17 protein-coding genes and 2 rRNA genes are annotated in these 21,635 nt (G+C 38.8%); 7 read left to right on the top strand and 12 right to left on the bottom strand.

The genetic code is table 11. From position 1 onward, the window contains the following. The first annotated feature begins 44 nt into the window (after nt 1-44). Both ABH966_RS06030 and ABH966_RS06025 read left to right on the top strand, forming a co-directional pair. The gene (locus tag ABH966_RS06030; protein ID WP_370076714.1) at nt 45-854 is read left to right on the top strand and encodes a Cof-type HAD-IIB family hydrolase; all 810 of its coding nucleotides are present in this window, start codon (nt 45-47) and stop codon (nt 852-854) included. 485 nt (nt 855-1,339) lie between these two features. Next, nucleotides 1,340-2,197, top strand: a complete 858-nt coding sequence (locus tag ABH966_RS06025) for a DegV family protein (protein ID WP_370076712.1) — start codon at nt 1,340-1,342, stop codon at nt 2,195-2,197. Between the two features lie 95 nt (nt 2,198-2,292). Here ABH966_RS06025 and ABH966_RS06020 read toward each other — a convergent pair whose 3' ends face one another. From ABH966_RS06020 to addB, 6 genes are all read right to left on the bottom strand, one after another. Then, nucleotides 2,293-3,759, bottom strand: a complete 1,467-nt coding sequence (locus tag ABH966_RS06020) for an alpha-amylase family glycosyl hydrolase (protein WP_370076710.1) — start codon at nt 3,757-3,759, stop codon at nt 2,293-2,295. A gap of 372 nt (nt 3,760-4,131) precedes the next feature. Continuing rightward, nucleotides 4,132-4,497: a YisL family protein gene (locus ABH966_RS06015; protein ID WP_370076708.1), complete on the bottom strand. Its 366-nt coding sequence runs from the start codon at nt 4,495-4,497 to the stop codon at nt 4,132-4,134. Nucleotides 4,498-4,681: 184 nt separating this feature from the next. Further along, nucleotides 4,682-5,584 (bottom strand): fumarylacetoacetate hydrolase family protein, encoded by a 903-nt coding sequence (locus ABH966_RS06010; protein WP_370076706.1) that lies wholly within the window; start codon nt 5,582-5,584, stop codon nt 4,682-4,684. Nucleotides 5,585-5,957: 373 nt separating this feature from the next. Next, complete coding sequence (locus ABH966_RS06005) at nt 5,958-7,124, bottom strand: DUF418 domain-containing protein (RefSeq protein WP_370076704.1); 1,167 nt, start codon at nt 7,122-7,124, stop codon at nt 5,958-5,960. Nucleotides 7,125-7,223: 99 nt separating this feature from the next. Continuing rightward, nucleotides 7,224-10,940: a helicase-exonuclease AddAB subunit AddA gene (gene addA, locus ABH966_RS06000; protein ID WP_370076702.1), complete on the bottom strand. Its 3,717-nt coding sequence runs from the start codon at nt 10,938-10,940 to the stop codon at nt 7,224-7,226. Between the two features lies 1 nt (nt 10,941). Beyond that, on the bottom strand, nt 10,942-14,451 hold the full coding sequence (gene addB, locus ABH966_RS05995) for a helicase-exonuclease AddAB subunit AddB (protein ID WP_370076700.1): 3,510 nt from the start codon (nt 14,449-14,451) through the stop codon (nt 10,942-10,944). A 47-nt stretch (nt 14,452-14,498) separates the two neighbouring features. Between addB and ABH966_RS05990 the strand changes: the two genes are divergently transcribed. After that, on the top strand, nt 14,499-14,825 hold the full coding sequence (locus tag ABH966_RS05990; RefSeq protein WP_370076698.1) for a hypothetical protein: 327 nt from the start codon (nt 14,499-14,501) through the stop codon (nt 14,823-14,825). Between the two features lie 318 nt (nt 14,826-15,143). On the opposite strand, the gene ABH966_RS05985 is transcribed toward ABH966_RS05990, so the two are convergent. Then, complete coding sequence (locus ABH966_RS05985) at nt 15,144-15,773, bottom strand: TVP38/TMEM64 family protein (protein ID WP_370076696.1); 630 nt, start codon at nt 15,771-15,773, stop codon at nt 15,144-15,146. A gap of 11 nt (nt 15,774-15,784) precedes the next feature. Next, nucleotides 15,785-16,336 (bottom strand): helix-turn-helix domain-containing protein, encoded by a 552-nt coding sequence (locus ABH966_RS05980; protein ID WP_370076694.1) that lies wholly within the window; start codon nt 16,334-16,336, stop codon nt 15,785-15,787. 124 nt (nt 16,337-16,460) lie between these two features. Between ABH966_RS05980 and ABH966_RS05975 the strand changes: the two genes are divergently transcribed. Together ABH966_RS05975 and ABH966_RS05970 are read left to right on the top strand one after the other, a co-directional pair. Then, nucleotides 16,461-17,192, top strand: coding sequence for an AzlC family ABC transporter permease (locus tag ABH966_RS05975; protein WP_370076692.1), 732 nt, complete (start codon nt 16,461-16,463; stop codon nt 17,190-17,192). Then, the gene (locus ABH966_RS05970; RefSeq protein ID WP_370076690.1) at nt 17,189-17,515 is read left to right on the top strand and encodes an AzlD domain-containing protein; all 327 of its coding nucleotides are present in this window, start codon (nt 17,189-17,191) and stop codon (nt 17,513-17,515) included. The genes ABH966_RS05975 and ABH966_RS05970 overlap by 4 nt, the downstream gene beginning before the upstream one ends. A 52-nt stretch (nt 17,516-17,567) precedes the next feature. Here ABH966_RS05970 and ABH966_RS05965 read toward each other — a convergent pair whose 3' ends face one another. Next, complete coding sequence (locus tag ABH966_RS05965) at nt 17,568-17,798, bottom strand: DUF2198 family protein (RefSeq protein WP_370077026.1); 231 nt, start codon at nt 17,796-17,798, stop codon at nt 17,568-17,570. After that, nucleotides 17,798-18,979, bottom strand: a complete 1,182-nt coding sequence (locus tag ABH966_RS05960; protein ID WP_370076688.1) for a PDZ domain-containing protein — start codon at nt 18,977-18,979, stop codon at nt 17,798-17,800. The genes ABH966_RS05965 and ABH966_RS05960 overlap by 1 nt, the downstream gene beginning before the upstream one ends. Nucleotides 18,980-19,218: 239 nt before the next feature. Here ABH966_RS05960 and ABH966_RS05955 point away from each other — a divergent pair, with 239 nt between their 5' ends. Further along, nucleotides 19,219-19,932, top strand: coding sequence for a hypothetical protein (locus ABH966_RS05955; protein ID WP_370076686.1), 714 nt, complete (start codon nt 19,219-19,221; stop codon nt 19,930-19,932). Between the two features lie 220 nt (nt 19,933-20,152). Further along, nucleotides 20,153-20,701: a GNAT family N-acetyltransferase gene (locus tag ABH966_RS05950; protein ID WP_370077024.1), complete on the top strand. Its 549-nt coding sequence runs from the start codon at nt 20,153-20,155 to the stop codon at nt 20,699-20,701. A 625-nt stretch (nt 20,702-21,326) separates the two neighbouring features. On the opposite strand, the gene rrf is transcribed toward ABH966_RS05950, so the two are convergent. After that, nucleotides 21,327-21,442: ribosomal RNA gene (gene rrf, locus ABH966_RS05945) — 5S ribosomal RNA — on the bottom strand. A 100-nt stretch (nt 21,443-21,542) separates the two neighbouring features. Next, a 23S ribosomal RNA gene (locus ABH966_RS05940) occupies nt 21,543-21,635 on the bottom strand; the annotation flags it as partial.

Below are 21,635 nucleotides of genomic sequence, written 5' to 3'. Positions count from 1 at the left end.
TACAAAGAGATACTATTCAAATTATAGGAAAGGGGCAATGAGCTATGAAACCGCATTTAATCGTTTTAGACTTAGATGGTACGTTATTAACGGACCAACAACAAATTTCAGCCAAAACTAAAAAAACATTATTGCAGGCAAAGGAACAAGGTCATCAAGTGATGATTGCTACAGGTCGTCCTTATCGTGCGAGTGATATATACTATCACGAACTTGGCCTTACAACGCCCATCGTGAATTTTAATGGTGCTTACGTCCACCACCCGAAAAATGCTGCTTGGCAGACTAAGCATACTCCTATTGATTTAGGCGTAGTGCATGATGTCGTTGATTCCATCAATAGCTATCAATACGAAAATATCATTGCAGAAGTTAAGGACGATATTTATGTGCATACAGAGAATGAACGGATATTAAACATTTTTAATATGGGGAATCCAAAAATTACTCTTGGAGACCTCTATACCCATTTACTTGATAACCCAACTAGTTTACTGATTCAAGCGAATGAAGTAAATTCCACGATTATCCGTGATCATTTACAGGCTGTTCATGCAGAGGTCATTGAACATCGTCGCTGGGGTGCTCCACTTCACATTATTGAGATTGTTCGCCGTGGCTTAAATAAAGCAGTGGGAATCGCTCATGTAGCAAAAGATTTAGGTATTCCACGCGAGCGTATTATTGCATTCGGTGATGAAGATAACGATTTAGAAATGATCGATTACGCCGGCATCGGTGTAGCAATGGGCAATGGCATTCCTACTTTAAAAAATATTGCTAATGAAATTACCACAACCAATAATGACGATGGCATTGCTAAAACACTCATCGATCGCTTGAAATTAACCTAGTTAAGTAGTGATACCCCATTTTCTGGATCATCACCAAAAATTGTGGATGACACCTGTTGAAACGTATACCAAGTTGATTGGAGTGGAGATTGGGCGACTCCTTGGGGATTAGCAACAGAGGAACGAAGGCTAAAACCATCACGTCCTATGATAACGCCTTCGTGACCAACATCGGTGCTGTTGCTGTCACGTCAAAGCGCCCAGTCGGAACGGAAATCAACCACGTTATGGTAATGAGTCATTTTTTCATTTTAACTTTATTCAGAAGTACTCTTTATTCGATAGGTACTTATTGAATAAAGTTAAAAATCCTGGGTTGCAATTATACTGAAACTCGATATGATAATATATCTATATAATATTTCATTAGAAATAGTTTAGAGAAACATAAAGTGGAAAGTGAAAGCTCGACACTTGTTCACCTGTTATGTAGTATAGGTATTTGAAAACTTCTCATATAGAATATTAAATTAGGGGGACAAATGATGAAAATTTTTACTGATAGTGGATGTGATTTACCAAAGTTTTACTATGAAGAAAACAATGTTGAACTTCTTCCACTACGAGTGCAATTGAACAATAATGAATATGATGATGTCATTTCAATTGATTCCAAAGAAATTTACGATGCTATTCGTCAAGGAGCTCGCCCAAAAACATCCCAAGTATCACCAGAGATTTTTCTCAACCATTTCGAAAATCTAGCAAAGAATGAAGAGGAAGGGATCTATATTGCCTTTTCATCGGAATTATCAGGCACCTATAATACGGCAGTCATGATTCGCAATCAAGTGCAGGAGCAATATCCCTCCCTTAAATTAGCGATCATCGATTCTAAATGTGCTTCACTTGGTTTTGGTCTAGTAGTCGAAGAAGCGGTTCGACTTCGAAATACAGGTGCTTCATTGGAAGAAATCGAAGCAAAAATCACAGCTCTTACCCCACAAATGGAACACTTATTTACAGTTGAGGATTTAGATTACCTTGCTAAAGGTGGGCGTGTATCAAAGGCAAGCGCATTTCTTGGAGGGCTCCTAAGCATTAAACCAATTTTAAATGTAGAGGACGGTAAACTTGTGCCGATTGAAAAATCTCGCGGACGCAAAAAAGCCATCACTCGCATGTTAGATTTAATGCAAGAACGCGGCGATGATTTTTCTGAGAAAATTATTGGTATTAGTCATAGTGATGATGTGGACTTTGCCAACGAAGTAAAGGCTTCTATCCAAAAAAGATTTTCGCCAAAAGCCATTCAAGTAACAATGATTGGCTCAGCAATCGGCTCACACGTTGGACCAGGTACAATTGCCATCTTCTTTACGAATAAAAGCTATCAAGCTTAACAAAAACCCCCTCCGCACTTAAAAGTGTTGAAGGGGGTTATCATTTTATCTTGTATTAACTGCCTGTAAAATCAATGAGGGATTAAGCCCCTTTATTATTGAACATCTTGCTCCTTACGACGTACTTTACCTCGTCTAATAATAACAACTACAAATCCTATGAATATAACCCATACTAATCCTAGTGCTACCATATAAGGTACATTTAATCCTTCATCATCTCTAACTTGATAAATCTCTACCATTTCACGATTTAAAATAACCGGATACACATCTTTTTCATTAATACGAACTTTTTCTTCATGTATAATACCATTTAGCATTTTACCTTCCCCAAGCTGAGCAGGTGTTAAATCAACGCGTTGTGTTTTACTAGTGTTGTTAACCATGATGACCCATTTCTCTTTATCAGATGTTCGTGTAAATACAAGTAGGCCATTTTCATTTGTAATAACTTCAAAATCACCATTTCGTAATGTCTCAGATTTATTACGTAACGATTGAACATTTTTAATATATTCGATTAACTCATCATCTGTTTTAAAGTTGAAAATTTGGTGCGTATCTGGCTTTGTTTCCCCGTTCATCGCAATTTCTGTACCATATTGCACAACTGGAATCCCTGGCATCATAAATAAAGCACCCATAGCCATTTTCAAACGCGTTGGTGGGAACATATTTTCAGCTGCAGAATCAAATGTAAAACGACGTGTTTCTAGCGAATCCACCATAATTTGAGTTGGCTTTTCACCTTTTAATGGGTCCATCAACTTAGAAGAATCCATATCAACATTTTTAAATATATTACGGTAAATATCAGCTGTAGCCGGTGAAATGCTTGCATCAAAGTTTGCATCACTTTCTTCATTAGAAATCACATAGAGCGATTTTTTCGAATCTTTTAATGCCTTAATCACTGCATTGATAAATCCTGTATCGGCACCAGCAATATTTGTTAAACGCACCCCACCAACATCATATGTAGAGACAAAATCTGTTGCAGATTTAATAAGTGCTTCTTGTACATCTTTGTTTTTTAAGTCCCATTGTACTTGTCCATTATTTGTTGAAGTAATCCAATCCTTTTTCGCTGGATCTTTTGCCCACTCATGATTCGGACTTACATTGTTTAGCGGGAAATCAACCATGATCGATACATTTTTAGCTTTATAGGTCTCAATGACGCTTTGGAACTCCTCAGATGTCCCAAAATGACGCTCAATTGTAGAGTAGCTCGTCGGCATCGATCCATCATATTTTTCAGTGGCAAAAACAGGGCCAATCGAAACAATTGTAAAGCCCATCTCTCCGATAAATTTTAGTTTATCCTGTAAACCTGCAAAATCGCCACCTGCAAACTTAGTAGGGTCTTGCGTATTTGTATCAAAATCGTTAGTGCCCGAACCATTAAAGAAACGGTCAACGAGTAAATCATAGATGCTTTCTTCTGCAATCGTTCTTGTCGTTGCTTCATCAGCATGTGCAACTGGTGTAGCACTCACTAATGTAGTTGCTAGTAAAAGCGATGCAGCTGTCGCACTTATCCACTTCTTGAATTTCACTATTATTCCCTCTCTTTCAAACCAATCCATCGTCATTTTACCAAATAAAATAGTCACGTCGCTATCATTTAAAAATATTTTCCGAAAATGCAAAATTAATTACGACAAAAAGGTGTCAACTTCTCCTAATCAATTCATTTGGGGCTTGGTCGGGGGAGCCAAGCATTTTTTTGGGGACCTGAGCATTTCTTCAGCTTACCTGATCACTTCTTCGGCTTACCCGTTCACTTTTCTGGCATACCTGAGCAGTTTTCCGACCTACCTGATCACTTCTCCGGCTTACCCGAGCAGTTTTTCAAGCTACCTGAGCGATTTAACTTCCCCCCAAAAATAAAAGCCGTGAAGCGAAATCTTCACGACTTTTCAAAATAATTATGCCAAGAAATTTATTCCCATTGGCAGTTTGAAGCCTAAAAATAATGTAATGAATAAGAATACTGCAAATAAAATCCAAAACAGGCCAGTTGGTTTATTTTTCTTTTGACGAACTAATACCATTTCCATCATACCAATGACTAAAATACCGCCTAAGAATTTAAGACCATATAGCATTGGATCTCCAGCTTGGTATTTAAAGAATAGTGCCCCACCAGTAATAATAATTAAAATGTAGAATAAACGTAATGTCATATGTAAGCCTTTTGACTGCTTGCCCATTAATGCTGCAATTAAAAAGATTACGATTGCAACTACCCAAGTAGTAATATGCGCATCCGTTCGGCTAGTTAAGAAATCCATTATTGTCCCCACCTCATATTCTTTTTTCTATCAAACTCTATCCTACCATGTGATGGAAAGGGTTTCAAACATTACAATAGTGTTCATATAATATACATCAATTATGCCTCTGCATAATTGTGTCCGGAATCTACTGAAAGAAGTTAAAAATCCGCGGAGGTAAACTCACGCGGATTTGAAAAAATTATTCAAAATGATTCACTAAAGTACCGATGCCTTGAATGGACACTTTCACAGTATCCCCAGCTTTTAAAAATTGTGGCGGATTCAAGCCTTTACCAACACCCGCTGGAGTACCCGTTAAAATAACATCACCTGGCTCTAATGTTACATGCTGAGATAAAATCGATACTAATGATTCTACAGTGAACATCATATCTTTTGTTGAGCCGTTTTGGCGTACTTCATCATTCACTTTTGTTACCACTGTTAAATCTTGTGGATTCGGAATTTCATCTTTTGTTACAAGGTAAGGTCCAAGTGGACAAGTTCCTTCCAAGCTTTTTCCTATGAAGAATTGCTTATGTTTTTCTTGTAAATCACGCGCTGTTATATCATTGGCAATCGTGTAACCAAATACATAATCGTATGCTAAGTTTTTCGGAATATTTTTACCGCGTTTACCAATGACAACAGCTAATTCGCCTTCATAATCCATTTTAGATGAAAGATCGGCATGGATAGATATTGTTTGGCCATCAGCAGCAATAGCAGTCGGAGATTTTGTAAATACCATTAAGTCTGTTGGAGCTGCCTCTGCTCCCATTTCTTTAGCATGTTCATCATAGTTTTTCCCAATACACATAATGTTTTTTGGTGTACGTGGAATCGGTGATAACCACTCGATCGCTGTAAATTCACGTTTGAAGCTATTAGCGCGATCTGATTTTTCAGCGGCTTCTACTAATTTACGAATCTGTTCAACAAAATCAAAGCCTAGAGCAATGCCATCTACAATTGAACTTGAAAAAGAAGGGAGAACTTGAAGTTCATTTTGAATAGCGAGTACATCCCATACCGCTTCTTCTTTTTTTACTTTTGGTCCAAAGCTTACATGTCCACCTAATTTAAATGATAAAATTTTCATGATTTTCAGAGCTCCTTCTTTTTTCTACATGATACAACAATATTATAGGAATTGCCTTACTTTTGCGATAACTATTTTTATTCCTATTAAATCGTGGGCTCATCACCATAACGTGGGTTGATTTCCGTTCCGGATGAGCGCTTTCCTGGGGGCGTCCGATGAGCCGCTTCACTCGCGTTGATCGCTCCAGGGTCTCATCTGTGACGCTGATCCCCAAGGAGTCGCCCATCCTCCACTACAATCAACTTATATACATAACATACGTTTTAACAAATGCTATCCCAACTTTTAATAATGAGCCAATTCACGATTAATTATTCTTATTATACAAGACGTATTCATTAACTATATGTTGCCGACACGCTGAATACAATTAACTTACTTTAGTTTTCTCTTTATACGTTAACTTGCGCCATAAAGCCTCTAACGGACCTTGTTGCCATTTCGCTAGCCAAATTTCTGCCACAATCATTTGGATAATAATAATACTGACTGCTATTAACACGCCTGTTGCGACGCTCACTTTTCCATACCAGCCAAATCCGAATTGATAAAATAAACATGTTCCAATGATCGATTGAAGTATGTACATCGTTAGCGACATGCGTCCCATTTTGGCAAAAGGACTAAGCAACTTTGATACAGTTGGAAATAAACAAAGTAAAACGATGAGCCCAATGTAGCCTACTGCTAAAATTGGACCACCTATGTAAACTTTCATGTAGTCTAATAAATACGTACGTGTAAACATAATCGGTAAGCTCTTGATGAAAATACCAACTGCTAATCCAGCTATTGCTAATGCCAGCCAAAGCCATTTTAGCTCCTTCGCTCGTTCCACTAAACGCCATTTAGAAGCCGCAGCACCAATTAACATAAATGGTAAAATTGTAAATAATACCACAAACCACATGCCGATTCCCGCCTGAACAGATAAATCGGTTAAACGTTGCATAAATGCATCCATCCAACTGCCCGTCCCGTAAGCAGTTATCGCCTGCTCTACCGAAGTGATATCTAAATACTCATCAATTTTCGTATTAAAATTAATATACCCTACAATAAATAACATAAAAACTTGCATAACACCGTTAATCATAATACCGATTGACAATAACCAAATAGGATGTAGACGTAGTAAAAGCAATAAAAAAATGCCACAAAATGCATACATCATTAAAATGTCGCCCCACCAAATGAGCACAGCATGTATTAAACCAAATACAAACAATACAGAAAGTCTTCGCAGTCCTATCGCATAAAAATTTTGTTCACGGCTTTGTGCTTTCTGCCATTGCATAGCGAGTCCATAGCCAAATAACATGGCAAACAGTGGATAAAAGCTACTTTGTACATAAATATCTAAATTTTGCTGCCACACCATATCTGACGGTGTTGTAAACCATGATGCCAAATCAATATATGGCATTGGCAAATAAAAGGCAAACATATTAACGAGTAAAATACCTAGTAAGCTAATACCACGTAAAATATCTAATGTTGCGATGCGTTCCTGCAACATTGTCGGTTTTAACTCCACAAAATAGCCTCCTCTATGTATATGGCGAAAACAAGGCTCTCTAAATTCATTCCCTTATTATGAAACTATATCAGATAGCCCTGTTTTCACCTCGTTCACTTATGCATGTAAAGCCCGTTCAATATCGAATAAATATAGAACTTTATCACTCACTTTGATTTGAAGGATAGATTCTATCGCCTCACTATAAACTCTGAGCTGAACACCATATCGGTCTAAAAGTTCCTTCGTTAGCGCTGGTTCCTCTGCAAAATGCGATTGGATACGATCTGTCTTATAATCAAGCAAAATCCATTCACCATTCTCATCCTCAAATAAGCAATCAATAATCCCTTGTACAATTTGAGCGTCGCCGTCTTCATCTACCCTACTAATCGTAAATGGCAGTTCTCTTCGGATTGTTTTTGCTTTTTTAAAGCGTTGTCCAATATCTGTTGTAAAGAAATTATATATTTTTTTCCATGGAACAACCTTGCCCTCAGCCTCGGTCAGAAGCTGCCTTGCCACTAAATGAGCGACAAACTCCTTAACCTCCTGTACATCCGTAAAGCCGTTTTGAGGTACATGCTGCATGACCGTATGGACAGCTGTTCCTATTTCTGCACCTGTCATCTGTTTGTCCTGTAAAAAGGTTGGACGGGGCGCAATAGTCGTCATTTTTTGCTTAGAAGGTACTGAAAAGTAATATTCAGGCTCCTCCTGCCGCTGTAGATTTTCTATACGCTTAATTTCACTTACAGATGTTTTAGAGCGTTTTTGTGTTGATTTCTGAAATGCATAATGTGTTTGAAAACGCATCGTAATTTCCGACAGCAAAGCTTCGTCCTCTGGCGTTTCTAGCAATGGCTGTATCTCATCCTCTAACGCCTGTATGTCATACGCATAATGGCTTGTTTCTACAGCTCGTACCCACCAATGTGATACATCTTCAGATGCCTTATAGGAAGAAGAAGCAATTTTTGCAAAATCTGCATGTCTAGCAACTGCAGGCCCAAGCCAATCAAAGTAGCTATTAGCTCTCGCGCGTAAATACTCTTGTAATGGGGCATCCACCGGTAAACTTTGAGCATCCTGCCAGTTATCGAGCGTTTTACTCCAATTTTTCACGGAGCCTACTAAAATAAGTCGCTCCTTCGCACGTGTCATCGCTACGTACAATACACGCATTTCCTCAGCCCGCATTTCAAGCTCCTTTTTCTCCTTTAGCGCTAAAAATGGTAGAGATGTATACGTAATACGATTTTCTGGATCAATTGCCTTCACTGCAAGGCCAAAATCTTGATCGAATAAATACGGATTGTGGAAATCCATTTTATTAAACGGTCTCCCCATCCCTGCAACAAAGACAACAGGGTATTCCAAACCTTTTGAAGAGTGGATCGTTACAAGACGCACAACATCATCCTTTTCTCCAATTGATTTAGCTGTTCCTAAATCATCTCCACGCGTACGCATACGATCAATAAAACGTAAAAAGCGAAATAGTCCTCGAAAGGCTGTTTTCTCATACATTAAAGCACGGTCATGTAAAATGCGTAAGTTGGCCTGACGCTGCTTACCATTTGGCATAGCACCAACCATCTCATAATAATGCGTGTCTAAATAAATTTTCCAAATTAAATCTGACAGTGAACCACGTCGTGCTAAATCTCGCCAGTTTTCAAATGCTAGCATAAATCGTTGAAGCTTCACAAAAGTGTCTGATTGCACACCATGTCCATCACTTCGAATAAATTGCCTTAATGCATCATAAAATGGCGCTTTTTTATCTGCTAACCGTATTTTTGCTAGCTCATTTTCTGTTAAGCCAACAAATGGTGCGCGTAGCACTGAAGCTAAAGGAATATCCTGATATGGATTATCGACAACCTTTAGTACATTCAGCATAATCATAACTTCAAGCGCATCAAAATATCCTTTAGAGGACTCCGCATAGAGAGGGATTCCCGCAAGCTTAAATTCCTCAACTAAATCAGTTGACCATGTCATTGAACGCATTAAAATCACAATATCACTATATTTTAATGGCCGTTCTGTCTTCGTTTTTGTATCGAATACGGTTGTCCCATCCTCCATCATCTGCCGAATACGCTCAATGATAAAACGTGCCTCATACTGTGATTTTTTTAATTCCTCTAGTTCAGAGGCGTCGCTTGCAATGTCTTCCGCCTCTTCATCCAACGCCTCTTCGTCAGGAGGATGCATGATGACTAGCTCTACCGGAACTTCTTTATCATCATACGGCGCTGCTGGCTTTAATGAAGCATTTTCATCATAAAGAATTTCCCCTACACGCTCACCCATAATTTGTGCAAATACATAGTTTGTAGCGTTCAACACTTCTTGTCGACTACGGAAATTAGCGTTTAAATCTATACGCATTCCCGTTAAATCTGGGGTCTCTAGAAACTCGCTATATTTTCGCATAAAAAGCTTCGGTTCTGCTAAACGGAAACGGTAAATGCTTTGTTTGACGTCCCCAACCATAAACAGATTTCCCTCTTGCTCACTACCTGTTTTCACAAGCTGCAATATTGTTTCTTGAAGCATATTTGTATCTTGGTATTCATCAACAAGTACTTCTTTAAAACGTTTTTTCAAATCTAGTGCAACCGGTGAAGACTGTAATTCACCTTCAACTTCTACAGTTAAAATTTGCAATGCGAAATGCTCTAAATCCGAGAAATCAATAATTCCTCGTTCTAATTTTGCCATGCGGAACTGTTCACTAAAAACATTCGTCAATTCAACTAATGTTCCTATCGTCGGACCCATTAATCGAATCTCTTCTAACAAGCGTGCAGGAGTCCGAACGAAAAAAGTCTCCTTAAGCTTGTTCACAATTTTTTTTGCTGCCTCACGTTTTTTCTTAGCAAGATCTTGTAGCTCCACATCCACTAAAGCATCCTTTGATACACGCTTTAAAGTTGACCATTTCACCGTACCAAAATAATCAAAGAGTTCTTGCCACGTTCCTTCACGACTAATGCGAATGCCTTCCTGAATCATGGCAAAATCCATTTCTGCAGTTTCAGCATATGGTGCAGGTCCCTCGGGCTGTAGCGTAATGGCACGCATTTCAGAAATTAAGACGAATGCCTCCTCAAGACTATGCTTGACGGTTAACTTTACATATTTCGACAGCTCTAAATCATCAATGGTCACGTCCGCTGCTAAGTCATATGTCTCTGGTAAACTACGAAGCCATTTTTGAGGCTCTGCATGAACACGAGACGTATCATAAAGCTTGCTTATTAATGTTTCAATAGCCTGATCATCACGATCCGATGTAAAGCTATCAACAAGACGGTAGATTGCTTGAACCTGTGCTTCATCCTCAGAATCGTAAGCATCTTCTAATACTTCTGCTAATATATCGTCCCTTAACAAAGCGACCTCTGCCTCATTTGCTATACGAAAGCCTGGATCAATATCTAGCATATAGGCGTACTGCTTCACAATAGCTAAGCAGAAAGAATGCAGCGTTGAAATTTGTGCTTTATTGACAAGACTTAGCTGGCGTCGCAAATGGTTGGAAGTTGGATTTTCTGCAATAGCCTTTTCAAGCGCCTCCGCCATACGGTAACGCATCTCAGCAGCGGATGCATTTGTAAATGTTACGACAAGTAGCTCGTCGACATTGATGGGATTCTCTGTCGCCACTACCTTTTCAATCATACGATTAATGAGAACTGCCGTTTTACCAGAGCCTGCCGCAGCCGATACAAGTGTATCCTGGCCGCTTGCATAGATGGCCTTCCACTGGTCATCAGTCCATGTCACTTCCGCTGGCTTTTCAGGTATTTTTTGTACCAACTTACTTCATCTCCTTCCGAATTATCTCAACGATATCATTCGGTTTTGCTTGCTGTAACTGACGGTAGCTTTGCTTGCCATCAGATGGGTCAAATTGACAAACCGCCGTAAATTGACAGTAATCACATGCTGTTTTTGTTTTAAGTTTATAAGGACTAATGGACGTATCCCCTGCTAAAATTCCATCACCAGCCTCTTGATGCTTGCGCCGTACAAAATGCTGTAGATTTTTCATATCATTTACAGGTACAACCCGTGACTGAGATTCTGATGGTGTCCCATCTTTCTTCATATAGACAGGAATAATTTTTGAATGCCCACTCGATTCCTCTAATTGCTCGTCCATCGATAAAATGGCCTCCGCATTTTCCGACAAAAGACCTTTCATTTTGTATTGTTTTAAACGGTCTTCTTCAATTTCACTGTCGCTTAAATCCTTATCAAGCTTTAGCATTGGATTGTGGACATGTACATAAAGAACCCCAGCTGGCTCCGCCTCACCTGGCAGCCAATAAGAAGCGTTTTCCATCGCCACATCTAGATACGTTAGTACCTGTAGAGACAAACCGTGATAAACCTCATTCAAATCTAAATCACGAGCGGATGATTTATAATCGACGATCCGTAAATAAGAGCGGTCATCAATAGACGCACTATCTACCCTATCAATACGACCCCGCATAAACATTTTCTTACCACCTGTTAAATCTATTTCAAGTGGAGGAAGCTGTTCATTTTGTCCCGGTCCAAATGATGCCTCAATGGCAATTGGCTTAAAGTGGGATACATTCGCATGCTGCGTAAGTGCCGTCATTGTTCGCTCGACAATACGTATAAGCTTGCGTTGAATGTAACGATAACGTGCACTAGATAGTAAGATTTGATGAGAAAATACCGGCACAATTTGCTCTACGGCTTGACGTGCTAATTGTTTAATTTGCTGCTTTGTTAAACGTATCCATGATAGTTGCAGACGGTGTGTCTCCTCCGTAATCCATTTCAATGCCTCATGGAATAAATCGCCCATTGCAAATGTTTCTAGTCTGTACTCTGCCCGCTCTTCAAGATGAAGCCCATACGTTGTAAAATGCGAGAATGGGCAACGGAAATATTTCTCAACACGAGACACGCTAGATGTTAGCTTTTGACCATATAATTCCTGAGTGATGTAGTTTTCTAAGGGCTCAGCTTCATTTTTATGAGTGATTGGATGTAAAACTCGATCATAAATAAGTGCCCAATAAGGGTCCTGTCTATAAAATTTTTGTAAAGCAAGCCACTCTGGCGCTAGCTCACGACTATGTTCAGCTTGGCGTTTTTGCACCATTAAATGTGCTAAAGCTGTACGTGGATGGCGTAAATACGGTAATGCACTTTCATCCAGTAGTTCAATTGGATCGATTACAACTCGCTCGACCTCGACACCACTCAAAAGGCCAGCCGTTTTATCATTGCCGATAATTTTCTTTATATAGAGTGAAGACAGTAGTGCCTTGCCCTCTTCATCTGCCGTTGGATAGGACATATATAATTTATCGGATGGCGTAGTTAAAGCTCGATATAGCAAGAAATTTTCCTGCAGTAAACGATTTTTAGACGTCGGCGCTAGCTCATAGCCAATTTGACTAAACCATTCACGTTCGTTATCTGACAGCAATCCCTCATAATCCATACGAGTTGGATAGACTCCATCATTCATTCCTAAGACAAAAGCGACTTTTATATTCGATAAACGAGCTAAATCAACTGTCGCTACCATGACCTCATCTAATGTAGGCGGGATACGCGAAAATTCTAATGTATCAAAGCCCTCATCTAAAGTTTTCGCCGCTTCCTCCACGGACATCTCCTGCTCACCAAACATATACACAAACTGATCGAGCACTGCAATCCATTCTTTCCACGCTTGATCATGCTCACTTGCAGCTAATGCATCGCCTCGATCTAGTTCACGATCTTTCATTGCTTGAAGCTTTTCATAAACATTTAAATGCTCAATCAACTCAAATAAAGCTGTCGCTACTTCTCTACCTGTTGTCGCCACTTCCAGCTTGTCCTGTAATGATTTAAGCGGCTGCCGAATTTCGTCGCGAATAGCCTCGATTTCTGCCTGCATAGCACGTTCTTCGTCCGTTTGTACGCGTGAATGGAATTCAAGTCCGCGATACTTTTTGAAAAACCATCGAACTTCCTCAAACCAGCGCTCTCCAAAGACGCCTTGTGCTAAACAGTAGTTTTCTAAACGATCCGCTCGCTCACGCCAAACATTTAATTCAGCATGTAACGGGAAAAATAAATCTGTTTTCACGCTACGAAAAACCGGTTCATATTTCCAATTAGAAGTAATAACCTCTAAAGCAGATCGACTAAGTTCAATTAAAGGATGATGCAGCATCGTCTTTTTCGAATTTGTAAAAATAGGAATTTCGTATTGTTGGAAAATCGTTGTAATGAGCGGGTCATAAACTTCTGCTTGTCTATAAAGAAGTACTATATCTTGATAACGATACCCCTTCTCTCTCGTCAGCTTTGTTATTTCCCGGGCAATGGCATGTATCTCCGCACGTCGATTAGATGCTTCAAGCACCATTACATCACCTGAAGTTTCTTTCGCTTGAGGCACCATATCAGCAAATCGAGTTTCCATATGTTGTAAATCACTAGACTGGAAACGATACGTATTATAGAAGTGCAGTGGTGCTTCAACTTCAATGCCTTCTTCAGATGCAATGTCGTGTAAACGTTGATTCGTAGAAGCGGCTTCATGGAATAAAGATTGCTCATCATAAACTTCATCGATATGGTCAAAGGGAAGAACTACCGTTACCTGTTTCGTCACCTTCAATAACTCTTTTACAAGCTCTAATTCTCTTACCGTAAATGCTGTAAAACCATCTATATAAATGGACGCCTGCTTCATCGTCTCGGAGCATTTTAGTTGCTCGGTTAAAATCGGATAATACCCCTCACTATCGACATATGTCGTGCCAAGTCGTTCCTCCAAAGCTTGCAAAACTACTTGTAAATCATTAGCCTTCGCTTGCAATGTATTAGGCGCATCAATGGCCTGCAAAGACGCTGTCACTTCAGCTAACACCGAACTATTTACACTATAACGACTAAACTCTCGTAATAGCGTTTCAATTTCTTCTGTAAAGCCTCGTTTCCCAGCTGCTTGTCGAAATAACGAAAACTCACTTTTTTGTTCCTCTAAAAGTTTACGGATAAGCATTCGATAACCATAGCCATTTACTTCTTTTCGAGCAATACCACCCGTTTCCTGTAACACTAGCCATGCCAATCGTTTAAATGTCATGACCTGTGCACGAATTAAGCCTTGCAAGCCATGCTTATTCGTTAGCTCATACTCCGTTGAGTACGACATTTGGTCGGGGACAATTACAAAAATTGGATGACCTAACGGCTCTGTTTTTAATTGCTCGACAATCTCTTGATGAATAAACGTTGATTTACCCGTCCCTGAACGTCCTGATACGATACGCAATGTCATGTACTTTTCCCCTCCTGTTAATTATCTATTTTAAAAAGTGATTGTTGTTGTGGAACACCTGGCCTTTGCTGGTCTACCTGAGCGGTTTTCGCACTGACCCGATCACTTTGCGGTTCTACCTGATCACCTTTCGCACTGACCCGATCACTTTGCTGTTCTACCTGATCACTTTTCGCACTGACCCGATCACTTTGCTGTTCTACCTGATCACTTTTCGCACCGACCCGATCACTTTGCTGTTCTACCTGATCACTTTTCGCACTGACCCGATCACTTTGCTGTTCTACCTGATCACTTTTCGCACTGGCCCGATCACTTTGCTGTTCTACCTGATCACTTTCGTACTCACCCGATCACTTTTCGGTTCTACCTGATCACTTTCGCACTGACCCGATCACTTTTCGGTTCTACCTGATCACTTTTCGCACCGACCCAATCACTTTGCTGTTCTACCTGATCACTTTTCGCACTGACCCGATCACTTTGCTGTTCTACCTGATCACTTTTCGCACTGACCTGATCACTTTTCGCACTGACCTGATCACTTTGCTACTCTACCTATGCATTTTAAAATATTTTATCTAAGCGCTACTCAATGTTTTTCGAGCATTGCCTTACCTTTATTAATGAAGATAAAAAACCCCTTCTCTCATTTTACATGATAAAAGGGGTAAGATGTGCATATTCAACTTTTAACGTTGATGATTTTTCGTCAATTTTCTCGCATGTTTTAAGTCTTTCTCTACACGCGCATTTAATCGTTTCTCCATAAACTTGCCAACCCACCAAAGCAAGACAATCGCAACAGCAGCAATAATCAGTCTTACAGGACTTGTTAGGAGCGATTTCAAATCGTAACCAAGCACGCTCATTCCTAAAATCATAACGAACTTCCCAGCCAATAACACTACAAAATAATACTTTTTATGAATATGGGACAGCCCCGCTACAATATTTACAATGATTGAGGGTGTAAAAGGAAAACAAAGTAACACGAATAATGGGCTAATACCATTCATATCTACCCATTTAATTAGCTTCTCTACTTTTTTACTGCCTGTTACAAATCGAAGCCTTGGATGGTTGCCAAAATGTCGGACAAGCAAAAATACTGCATATGACCCCGCTACAGATCCTATCCATGATAATAAAAAACCTAACCATAAACCAAATGCGCTCGCATTGGCGACAACGAACACGACCAGAGGTAAAAACGGAAAAAACGCCTCTATAAACGTTAAAAATAAACCAATGATTGGGCCAAGCGTTCGATATTGTGCCGCAATTTGCTCAATATTATCTACAGTAAACCATTCACTCAAAATCGACACCTCTATTTATATTGCAAAATTAAATGTAAAATCGTTAACTTTTCCGAAGTATTTTTATACTCATGTGGCTGATGTCCTGAGAATACTAGTGTATCCCCTTCTTCTAGTAATTCATGCATCTCACCAGCAGAAATAATGGCCTGCCCTTGGATTACAGTCACAGTTTCTTCTACCCCTTCTGTATGGGCTTCACTTCTCCTGAAAGCACCGGGCTCCATTTCAACCCTATAAAGTTCCCAGCCACGATCTGGATTATAAGGAATAATGGAATACACACGATATCGTCCCTCATCTTCATCTACACGTGGCGCATCCTTACTACTATATTTCATAAAGTGTGCTGTTGGTGCTTGTAATAATGAAGAAAATGAAGTGCGCATTCCTGCAGCAATTTTCCAAATCGTTGATACTGTAGGATTTGCCTCTCCTTTTTCAATTTGGGCAAGTTGAGCTTTACTTACCCCTGTAGCTTTGGCAACATCATCTAAGCTTAAATGACGTTGCTGCCGGATCCTCTTTAATTGAAATGCCAAATTTCGACTCATTTGCTCCATTTTTATTCACCAATTTCTATTGTTTATTTTATAAGACATATGTATACTTTAATAAACATCACGAACTATCAGACTATTCCACCATTATTATACATGGAAATTTATAAGAAGGGACGATCTATTTATGACAAGTACAACCGATTTTCAGAATGAAACAGCAAACACGCCAGACGATAGCTTTTTACAAGGCGTTAAAGATTGTGTCCCCACTTTACTCGGATATATTAGCATAGGACTCGCTTTCGGTGTTGTAGGTTCCGCTTCTGGGTTATCTGTACTCGAAATTGCGCTTTTAACGATACTCATTTACGCAGGCTCCGCACAATTTATTTTTTGTGCACTTCTTTTAACGAATAGCCCTGCTTCTGCTATTATTGTAACCATTTTTGTCGTAAATCTACGCCATTTATTAATGAGTTTAACATTAGCTCCTCATTTTACACGCTATTCCATGCTAAGAAATGTTGGTTTCGGCACATTATTGACGGACGAAACATTTGGTGTAGCCGTTACAAAGCAAATGCAAACCGGTAAATTACATGGCAAATGGATGGATGGGCTGAACATAACTGCTTACTCATTTTGGATTCTATCTTGTGTAACTGGTGCATATTTAGGACAATGGGTAGCAACTCCTGAAAAATGGGGCTTAGATTTCGCATTGATTGCTATGTTTGTGGCACTTCTTGTTCTCCAGCTTAACAGTGTAGGTAAAAGTAAAATAATGCATTATCTTATGTTAATCGGCTATATGGTTGTTATTATGTATGGTCTTTCTTATATTATGCCTTCGCATGTGGCTGTTCTTCTTTCAACAGTTATTGTAGCAACTATAGGGGTGGTGACAGATAAATGACGACAACTGCTACTATGGTATGGCTCATCATTGGCTGTGCACTTGTCACCTGGCTACCACGTATTATTCCGTTTATATTCGTCCGAAATGTGAAGCTACCTGAGGTTGTATTAAAATGGCTAAGCTTTATCCCAGTTTGTATTTTGAGTGCTCTTGTCATCGAAAACTTATTGGATACAGAAAGCGGAAAAATTGTTACACTCAATTGGCCCGTATTTATTACCTTTGTGCCAACGCTTATGATTGCACTTGTTACCAAAAGCTTATCTATTACAGTTGTAGCAGGGGTTATCATTATGGCAGCCGTAAGGTTTTTCATGTAAAAAGGTCAGTCTTAAAAGTGAGAAAGCTATCACTTTTGACTGACCTTTTATATTAATTTTTGTTTTTTTTCATTTTACTTGCTAGCCAAAAGCCTACTGTTAACGAAAATGCATCGATTACGAAGATAATAGGTGGCGAAGTATAACCTGCATAGATAGATGCCGCAATAAGCGCAATCGCCAATATTAATGCAACATACCGATTATACGTAATTCTAGTAAACAATAATACGAGTAATGCTGGTAAAAATAACGCTAACATCATTTTCCCGAAAACATCCATCATATATCCCTCGGCTCAGCTAATAACAATCCAATACGATAATGATCATTGCTATATATAACATGCTGTGTTAAGCGTATTTCATTGTTACGATCTATTACTTCTAGGCGACAATGTGCAGCATTTAATTGCAAAGCCTCGTATAAATCATTTTCTGTAAAAATGGCCTGACCGTTTACTTTACGAATACATTCTCCTGCCAGTAAGCCCATTTTTTCAGCAGGTGAATCAGGTAAGACAGCCGCAATAATAGCACCCTTTGAATTTGGTGCAACCGCATAAATGTCCTTTTTATCTTGCATAGCATAGAAGATCGAAATAATGATACGAATCACTGCACCAATTGCCAACGTGATAATGCCAATAAATGGCTCCAGCGCTGCAGCAAGTCCACCTATTAAAATTAACTGACCTAGCATTAGCACTACTCTGCCAATTTTAGGCAATTGCAAAGTCGGTAATTCTTTTCTAGTAAGCTTTGAAAAGCCTATAACAAGTGGAAATAGTACGAGTGAAAAGGTACTCTCTCCTAATGTAAATTGCGGCCAGTAAGGGAAATCTACCGGAATAATATCACCAGGTATTACAAAGAAAATTGGCAATACCCATACATTTCTTGAACGATAGACAATTGCCTGCATACCTCGCTTCGTCTTTTCAACTCTCGGTGTCGTTATCTTCATTGCTGTTCGGCGAATTAACATACCCTCAGCAATCACACATAGACCTGCTAAAATCGTAATCGTTATAATGGAACCATCAAGTAAATTTACACCTTCTAAAGAGATTTTCCACCAAGAAAATGTCCAATTATAATGGTACATCAACCACATTGCTAATGTCGCAAGCCCCATTGTATAAATAGGTGAAAGTGCATTAATGAAGAACAATAATAATGCCAACGCAGAAATAGCGATTAAAATCATTAAAAAGGCTTTAGGTACTGTTAAACCTAACCCAACACTTATTAGTGAAATGAGGAGGGCATTTAGCCACCCATATTTCCATTGACCAATTAGCTCTGTCCAACCCCAAATAATACGTCTATTAAAAAATTTCCGCTCCTGCTTTACACGACTATAACCTAATAAAACCGCAAATAAAATTGCGATATACATTAATGGGTTGATTAAAAAGCGGCCAATCGCTGTTACAATTTCTATTAAAATATCACTAACCATACGAACACCCGCCGTTTCTATCTTGAATACTATGATTTTATTGTATCAAACGACTACACTCTTGCGTAGTACAATCTAGTAGAAAGCTTTCTATTCTTATTTTTTTATCGTATTCAGCGGATTTTAAGTTAAAACGTTGCAGGTGTGTCGATTTCCATCCCTAAGATTAAATCTGAATATTCCCATTTTAATTGTAACTTAAATCTGTGATAAGTGTCTAATAACTAGGAGGTGTTATGTTGAAAGTTTTTAAAAATATGCTATTGATTTCTGTATTTGCTTTGTTGTTATCTTCTTGCAGTAACTTCACTTTTCATAAAGGATGTCCTGATGCGATAATTGAATGGGTGGATGTGCTGATGATTAATGATATAGAGTATGCCCATTATTTTCCAGAGCCAGCAAATGAAAATCTCCCTATAACGATTGAAAAAGGTAAAGAACTTGGTAAAGTGACATATAAGATGGCTGACAGTGCATGCAGTAATCACAAGATGCAAAATGGTGATGCGACATATTTAAAAGAAGGAACAATCATTTCTGAAATAAAAGGATATCCAACTTCCTTGATTGTTGCTGCAAATGATGATGTTTATGTAGCCAACACAAATAAAATGGCAACAACAGCAGGAGAACTTTACCCTATGGATAAGTTGGTGAAGAATATCTATTTTGAAAGCACTGAAGATGGCAAGAGAATACACACATTCTCACAGTCTTCCAAGGATACGTTCCTAGCCGCATTTTATGAATTAAAATTAGAAGATGTACAATCATTAATTGATGTAGGTAAGCTAGAAGGTACACGTATATTTTTGGGGATTGAACTTAATAATGGTGTTTCATTTAGACAGCTTTACTGGAGCGATTCTAATACATTCCATAATGGAGCAATTGGAAACGATAAGATAAAGGAAGTTATTAACTATGAATTATCAAATCTAAAAAAATAATACCAGTAATATAATAAAAATTCCTACAATCTTGAGTTGTAGAAGTCGCTATTTTTCATATTGCGCTATCAAAGTTGTTTCTACAACTTGAGATGCTTTTTACTAACGATGCAGTTTAGCTGCGTAAGGGCATAGTTTGGTCATAATGTAAGTGAGAAATTCTAGAATAGAATATATTATAAGATTATTAAATCCAATATTTATAAAGGGAGACTGTATGATGAGTAAATTTCCGATCATAGAAACAGAAAGGTTAATTTTAAAAGAAGTGACACCAGAGGATGCTAACGATATGTATAAATACCTATCAGATAAAGACGTTGTTAAATATATGGGGTTAGAACCATACGAATCCCCAAATGACGTCTTGAGCGAAATAAGATGGTATAAATCTATATTGGAAGAAGGTACAGGTATAAGGTGGGGAATTACACAGAAAAATATTGGTGTTGTTATAGGTAGTTGCGGCTTTCTTAATATGCACCCTAAACATTATCGAGCTGAAATAGGGTTTGAATTAAATAAAAAATATTGGGGCCAAGGAATAGCTGGTGAAGCTTTAGAAGCTGTTATTAAATATGGCTATAAACATTTTGAAATGGAACGAATTGAGGCGCTAATTGATCCTGCGAATTTATCATCACAAAAATTAGTAGAAAATCAGGGCTTTAAAAGAGAAGGTTTATTGAGGCATTATGAATATACTTGTGGAAAATTTGATGATTTATATATGTACTCAATCATTAAAGGAGACCTCAAACGAATGTGAACTGCTCGCCACTTAGCAAAGCTTAAAGTGAGAGCTTCCCAGTTCCACGACGAAAGCAACCTTTTGTCTCCCTGAGCGTTACTTCGGAGTGTTCTGACCCTAGATGTCCAACGTGTGGACGCTCTTTTGGTACGTTAGATATTTTACACAGGAACCGAATCGCTTGGTTTTCGCACTCTATTTTCTTTCCAGCAACCTCATATATCGAGTGATCCAAGAACTTCATATAGCTAGTTATCAAAAGTTTTTGGCTATGCTAAACCGAAATTCATCTCCCACCTACCGTTGGGCTAGCGCTCTTCACACGCTTGAGGTTAAAAAGGCAGAGTATCCTTATGCCGCTCTTTAGTCCAACAAGAACTACAAATAAAAATCAAACTTATTTATAAAATCCGTATACTAAATTACCGGAAAAGAAAGCATTTTAATCAAACTTTATTCCAAACAAATCTCTAGGTCCTGCATCTTCGTCAGCTGGTGCTTGATATTTTGCTCCATCGTCTATTTTTCACCTTCGGCTAGATAGTCGGCAGAAACCACAACCATTTCATGGTATTATTTGGGTTAATCTGCTGAAAAATTGCAAATAAAAAAGCCGAGGAATAAATCCTCGACTTTTTCAGGTGCCTAGCGACGTCCTACTCTCACAGGGGGAAGCCCCCAACTACCATCGGCGCTAAAGAGCTTAACTTCCGTGTTCGGTATGGGAACGGGTGTGACCTCTTTGCCATCATCACTAGACTATTTTCGGCTTTCAATATACGTCGTATATTGAAACCCTTAATTGAAAGAATTATTCTTTCAAAACTGGATAAACGGTTCATTGAATGTTTCAAACATTTTGGTTAAGTCCTCGATCGATTAGTATTCGTCAGCTCCATGTGTCACCACACTTCCACCTCGAACCTATCTACCTCATCGTCTTTGAGGGATC

Origin of the sequence: Lysinibacillus sp. RC46 (assembly GCF_041262385.1) — a bacterium.
In the GTDB taxonomy this organism is placed as follows: domain Bacteria; phylum Bacillota; class Bacilli; order Bacillales_A; family Planococcaceae; genus Lysinibacillus.
This window is presented reverse-complemented; position numbering and strand designations above follow the sequence as displayed.

Excerpts from the sequence above, each read along its gene's own strand:
- ABH966_RS06015 (WP_370076708.1), bottom strand. The coding sequence starts at position 4,497 with ATGGATTTCTTAACTAGCCGAACGGATGCGCATATTACTACTTGGGTA.
- ABH966_RS05965 (WP_370077026.1), bottom strand. The coding sequence starts at position 17,798 with ATGGATGTTTTCGGGAAAATGATGTTAGCGTTATTTTTACCAGCATTA.
- ABH966_RS06010 (WP_370076706.1), bottom strand. The coding sequence starts at position 5,584 with ATGAAAATTTTATCATTTAAATTAGGTGGACATGTAAGCTTTGGACCA.
- ABH966_RS05960 (WP_370076688.1), bottom strand. The coding sequence starts at position 18,979 with ATGGTTAGTGATATTTTAATAGAAATTGTAACAGCGATTGGCCGCTTT.
- ABH966_RS06030 (WP_370076714.1), top strand. The coding sequence starts at position 45 with ATGAAACCGCATTTAATCGTTTTAGACTTAGATGGTACGTTATTAACG.
- ABH966_RS06025 (WP_370076712.1), top strand. The coding sequence starts at position 1,340 with ATGAAAATTTTTACTGATAGTGGATGTGATTTACCAAAGTTTTACTAT.
- ABH966_RS05975 (WP_370076692.1), top strand. The coding sequence starts at position 16,461 with ATGACAAGTACAACCGATTTTCAGAATGAAACAGCAAACACGCCAGAC.
- addB (WP_370076700.1), bottom strand. The coding sequence starts at position 14,451 with ATGACATTGCGTATCGTATCAGGACGTTCAGGGACGGGTAAATCAACG.
- ABH966_RS05970 (WP_370076690.1), top strand. The coding sequence starts at position 17,189 with ATGACGACAACTGCTACTATGGTATGGCTCATCATTGGCTGTGCACTT.
- ABH966_RS05950 (WP_370077024.1), top strand. The coding sequence starts at position 20,153 with ATGAGTAAATTTCCGATCATAGAAACAGAAAGGTTAATTTTAAAAGAA.
- ABH966_RS05980 (WP_370076694.1), bottom strand. The coding sequence starts at position 16,336 with ATGGAGCAAATGAGTCGAAATTTGGCATTTCAATTAAAGAGGATCCGG.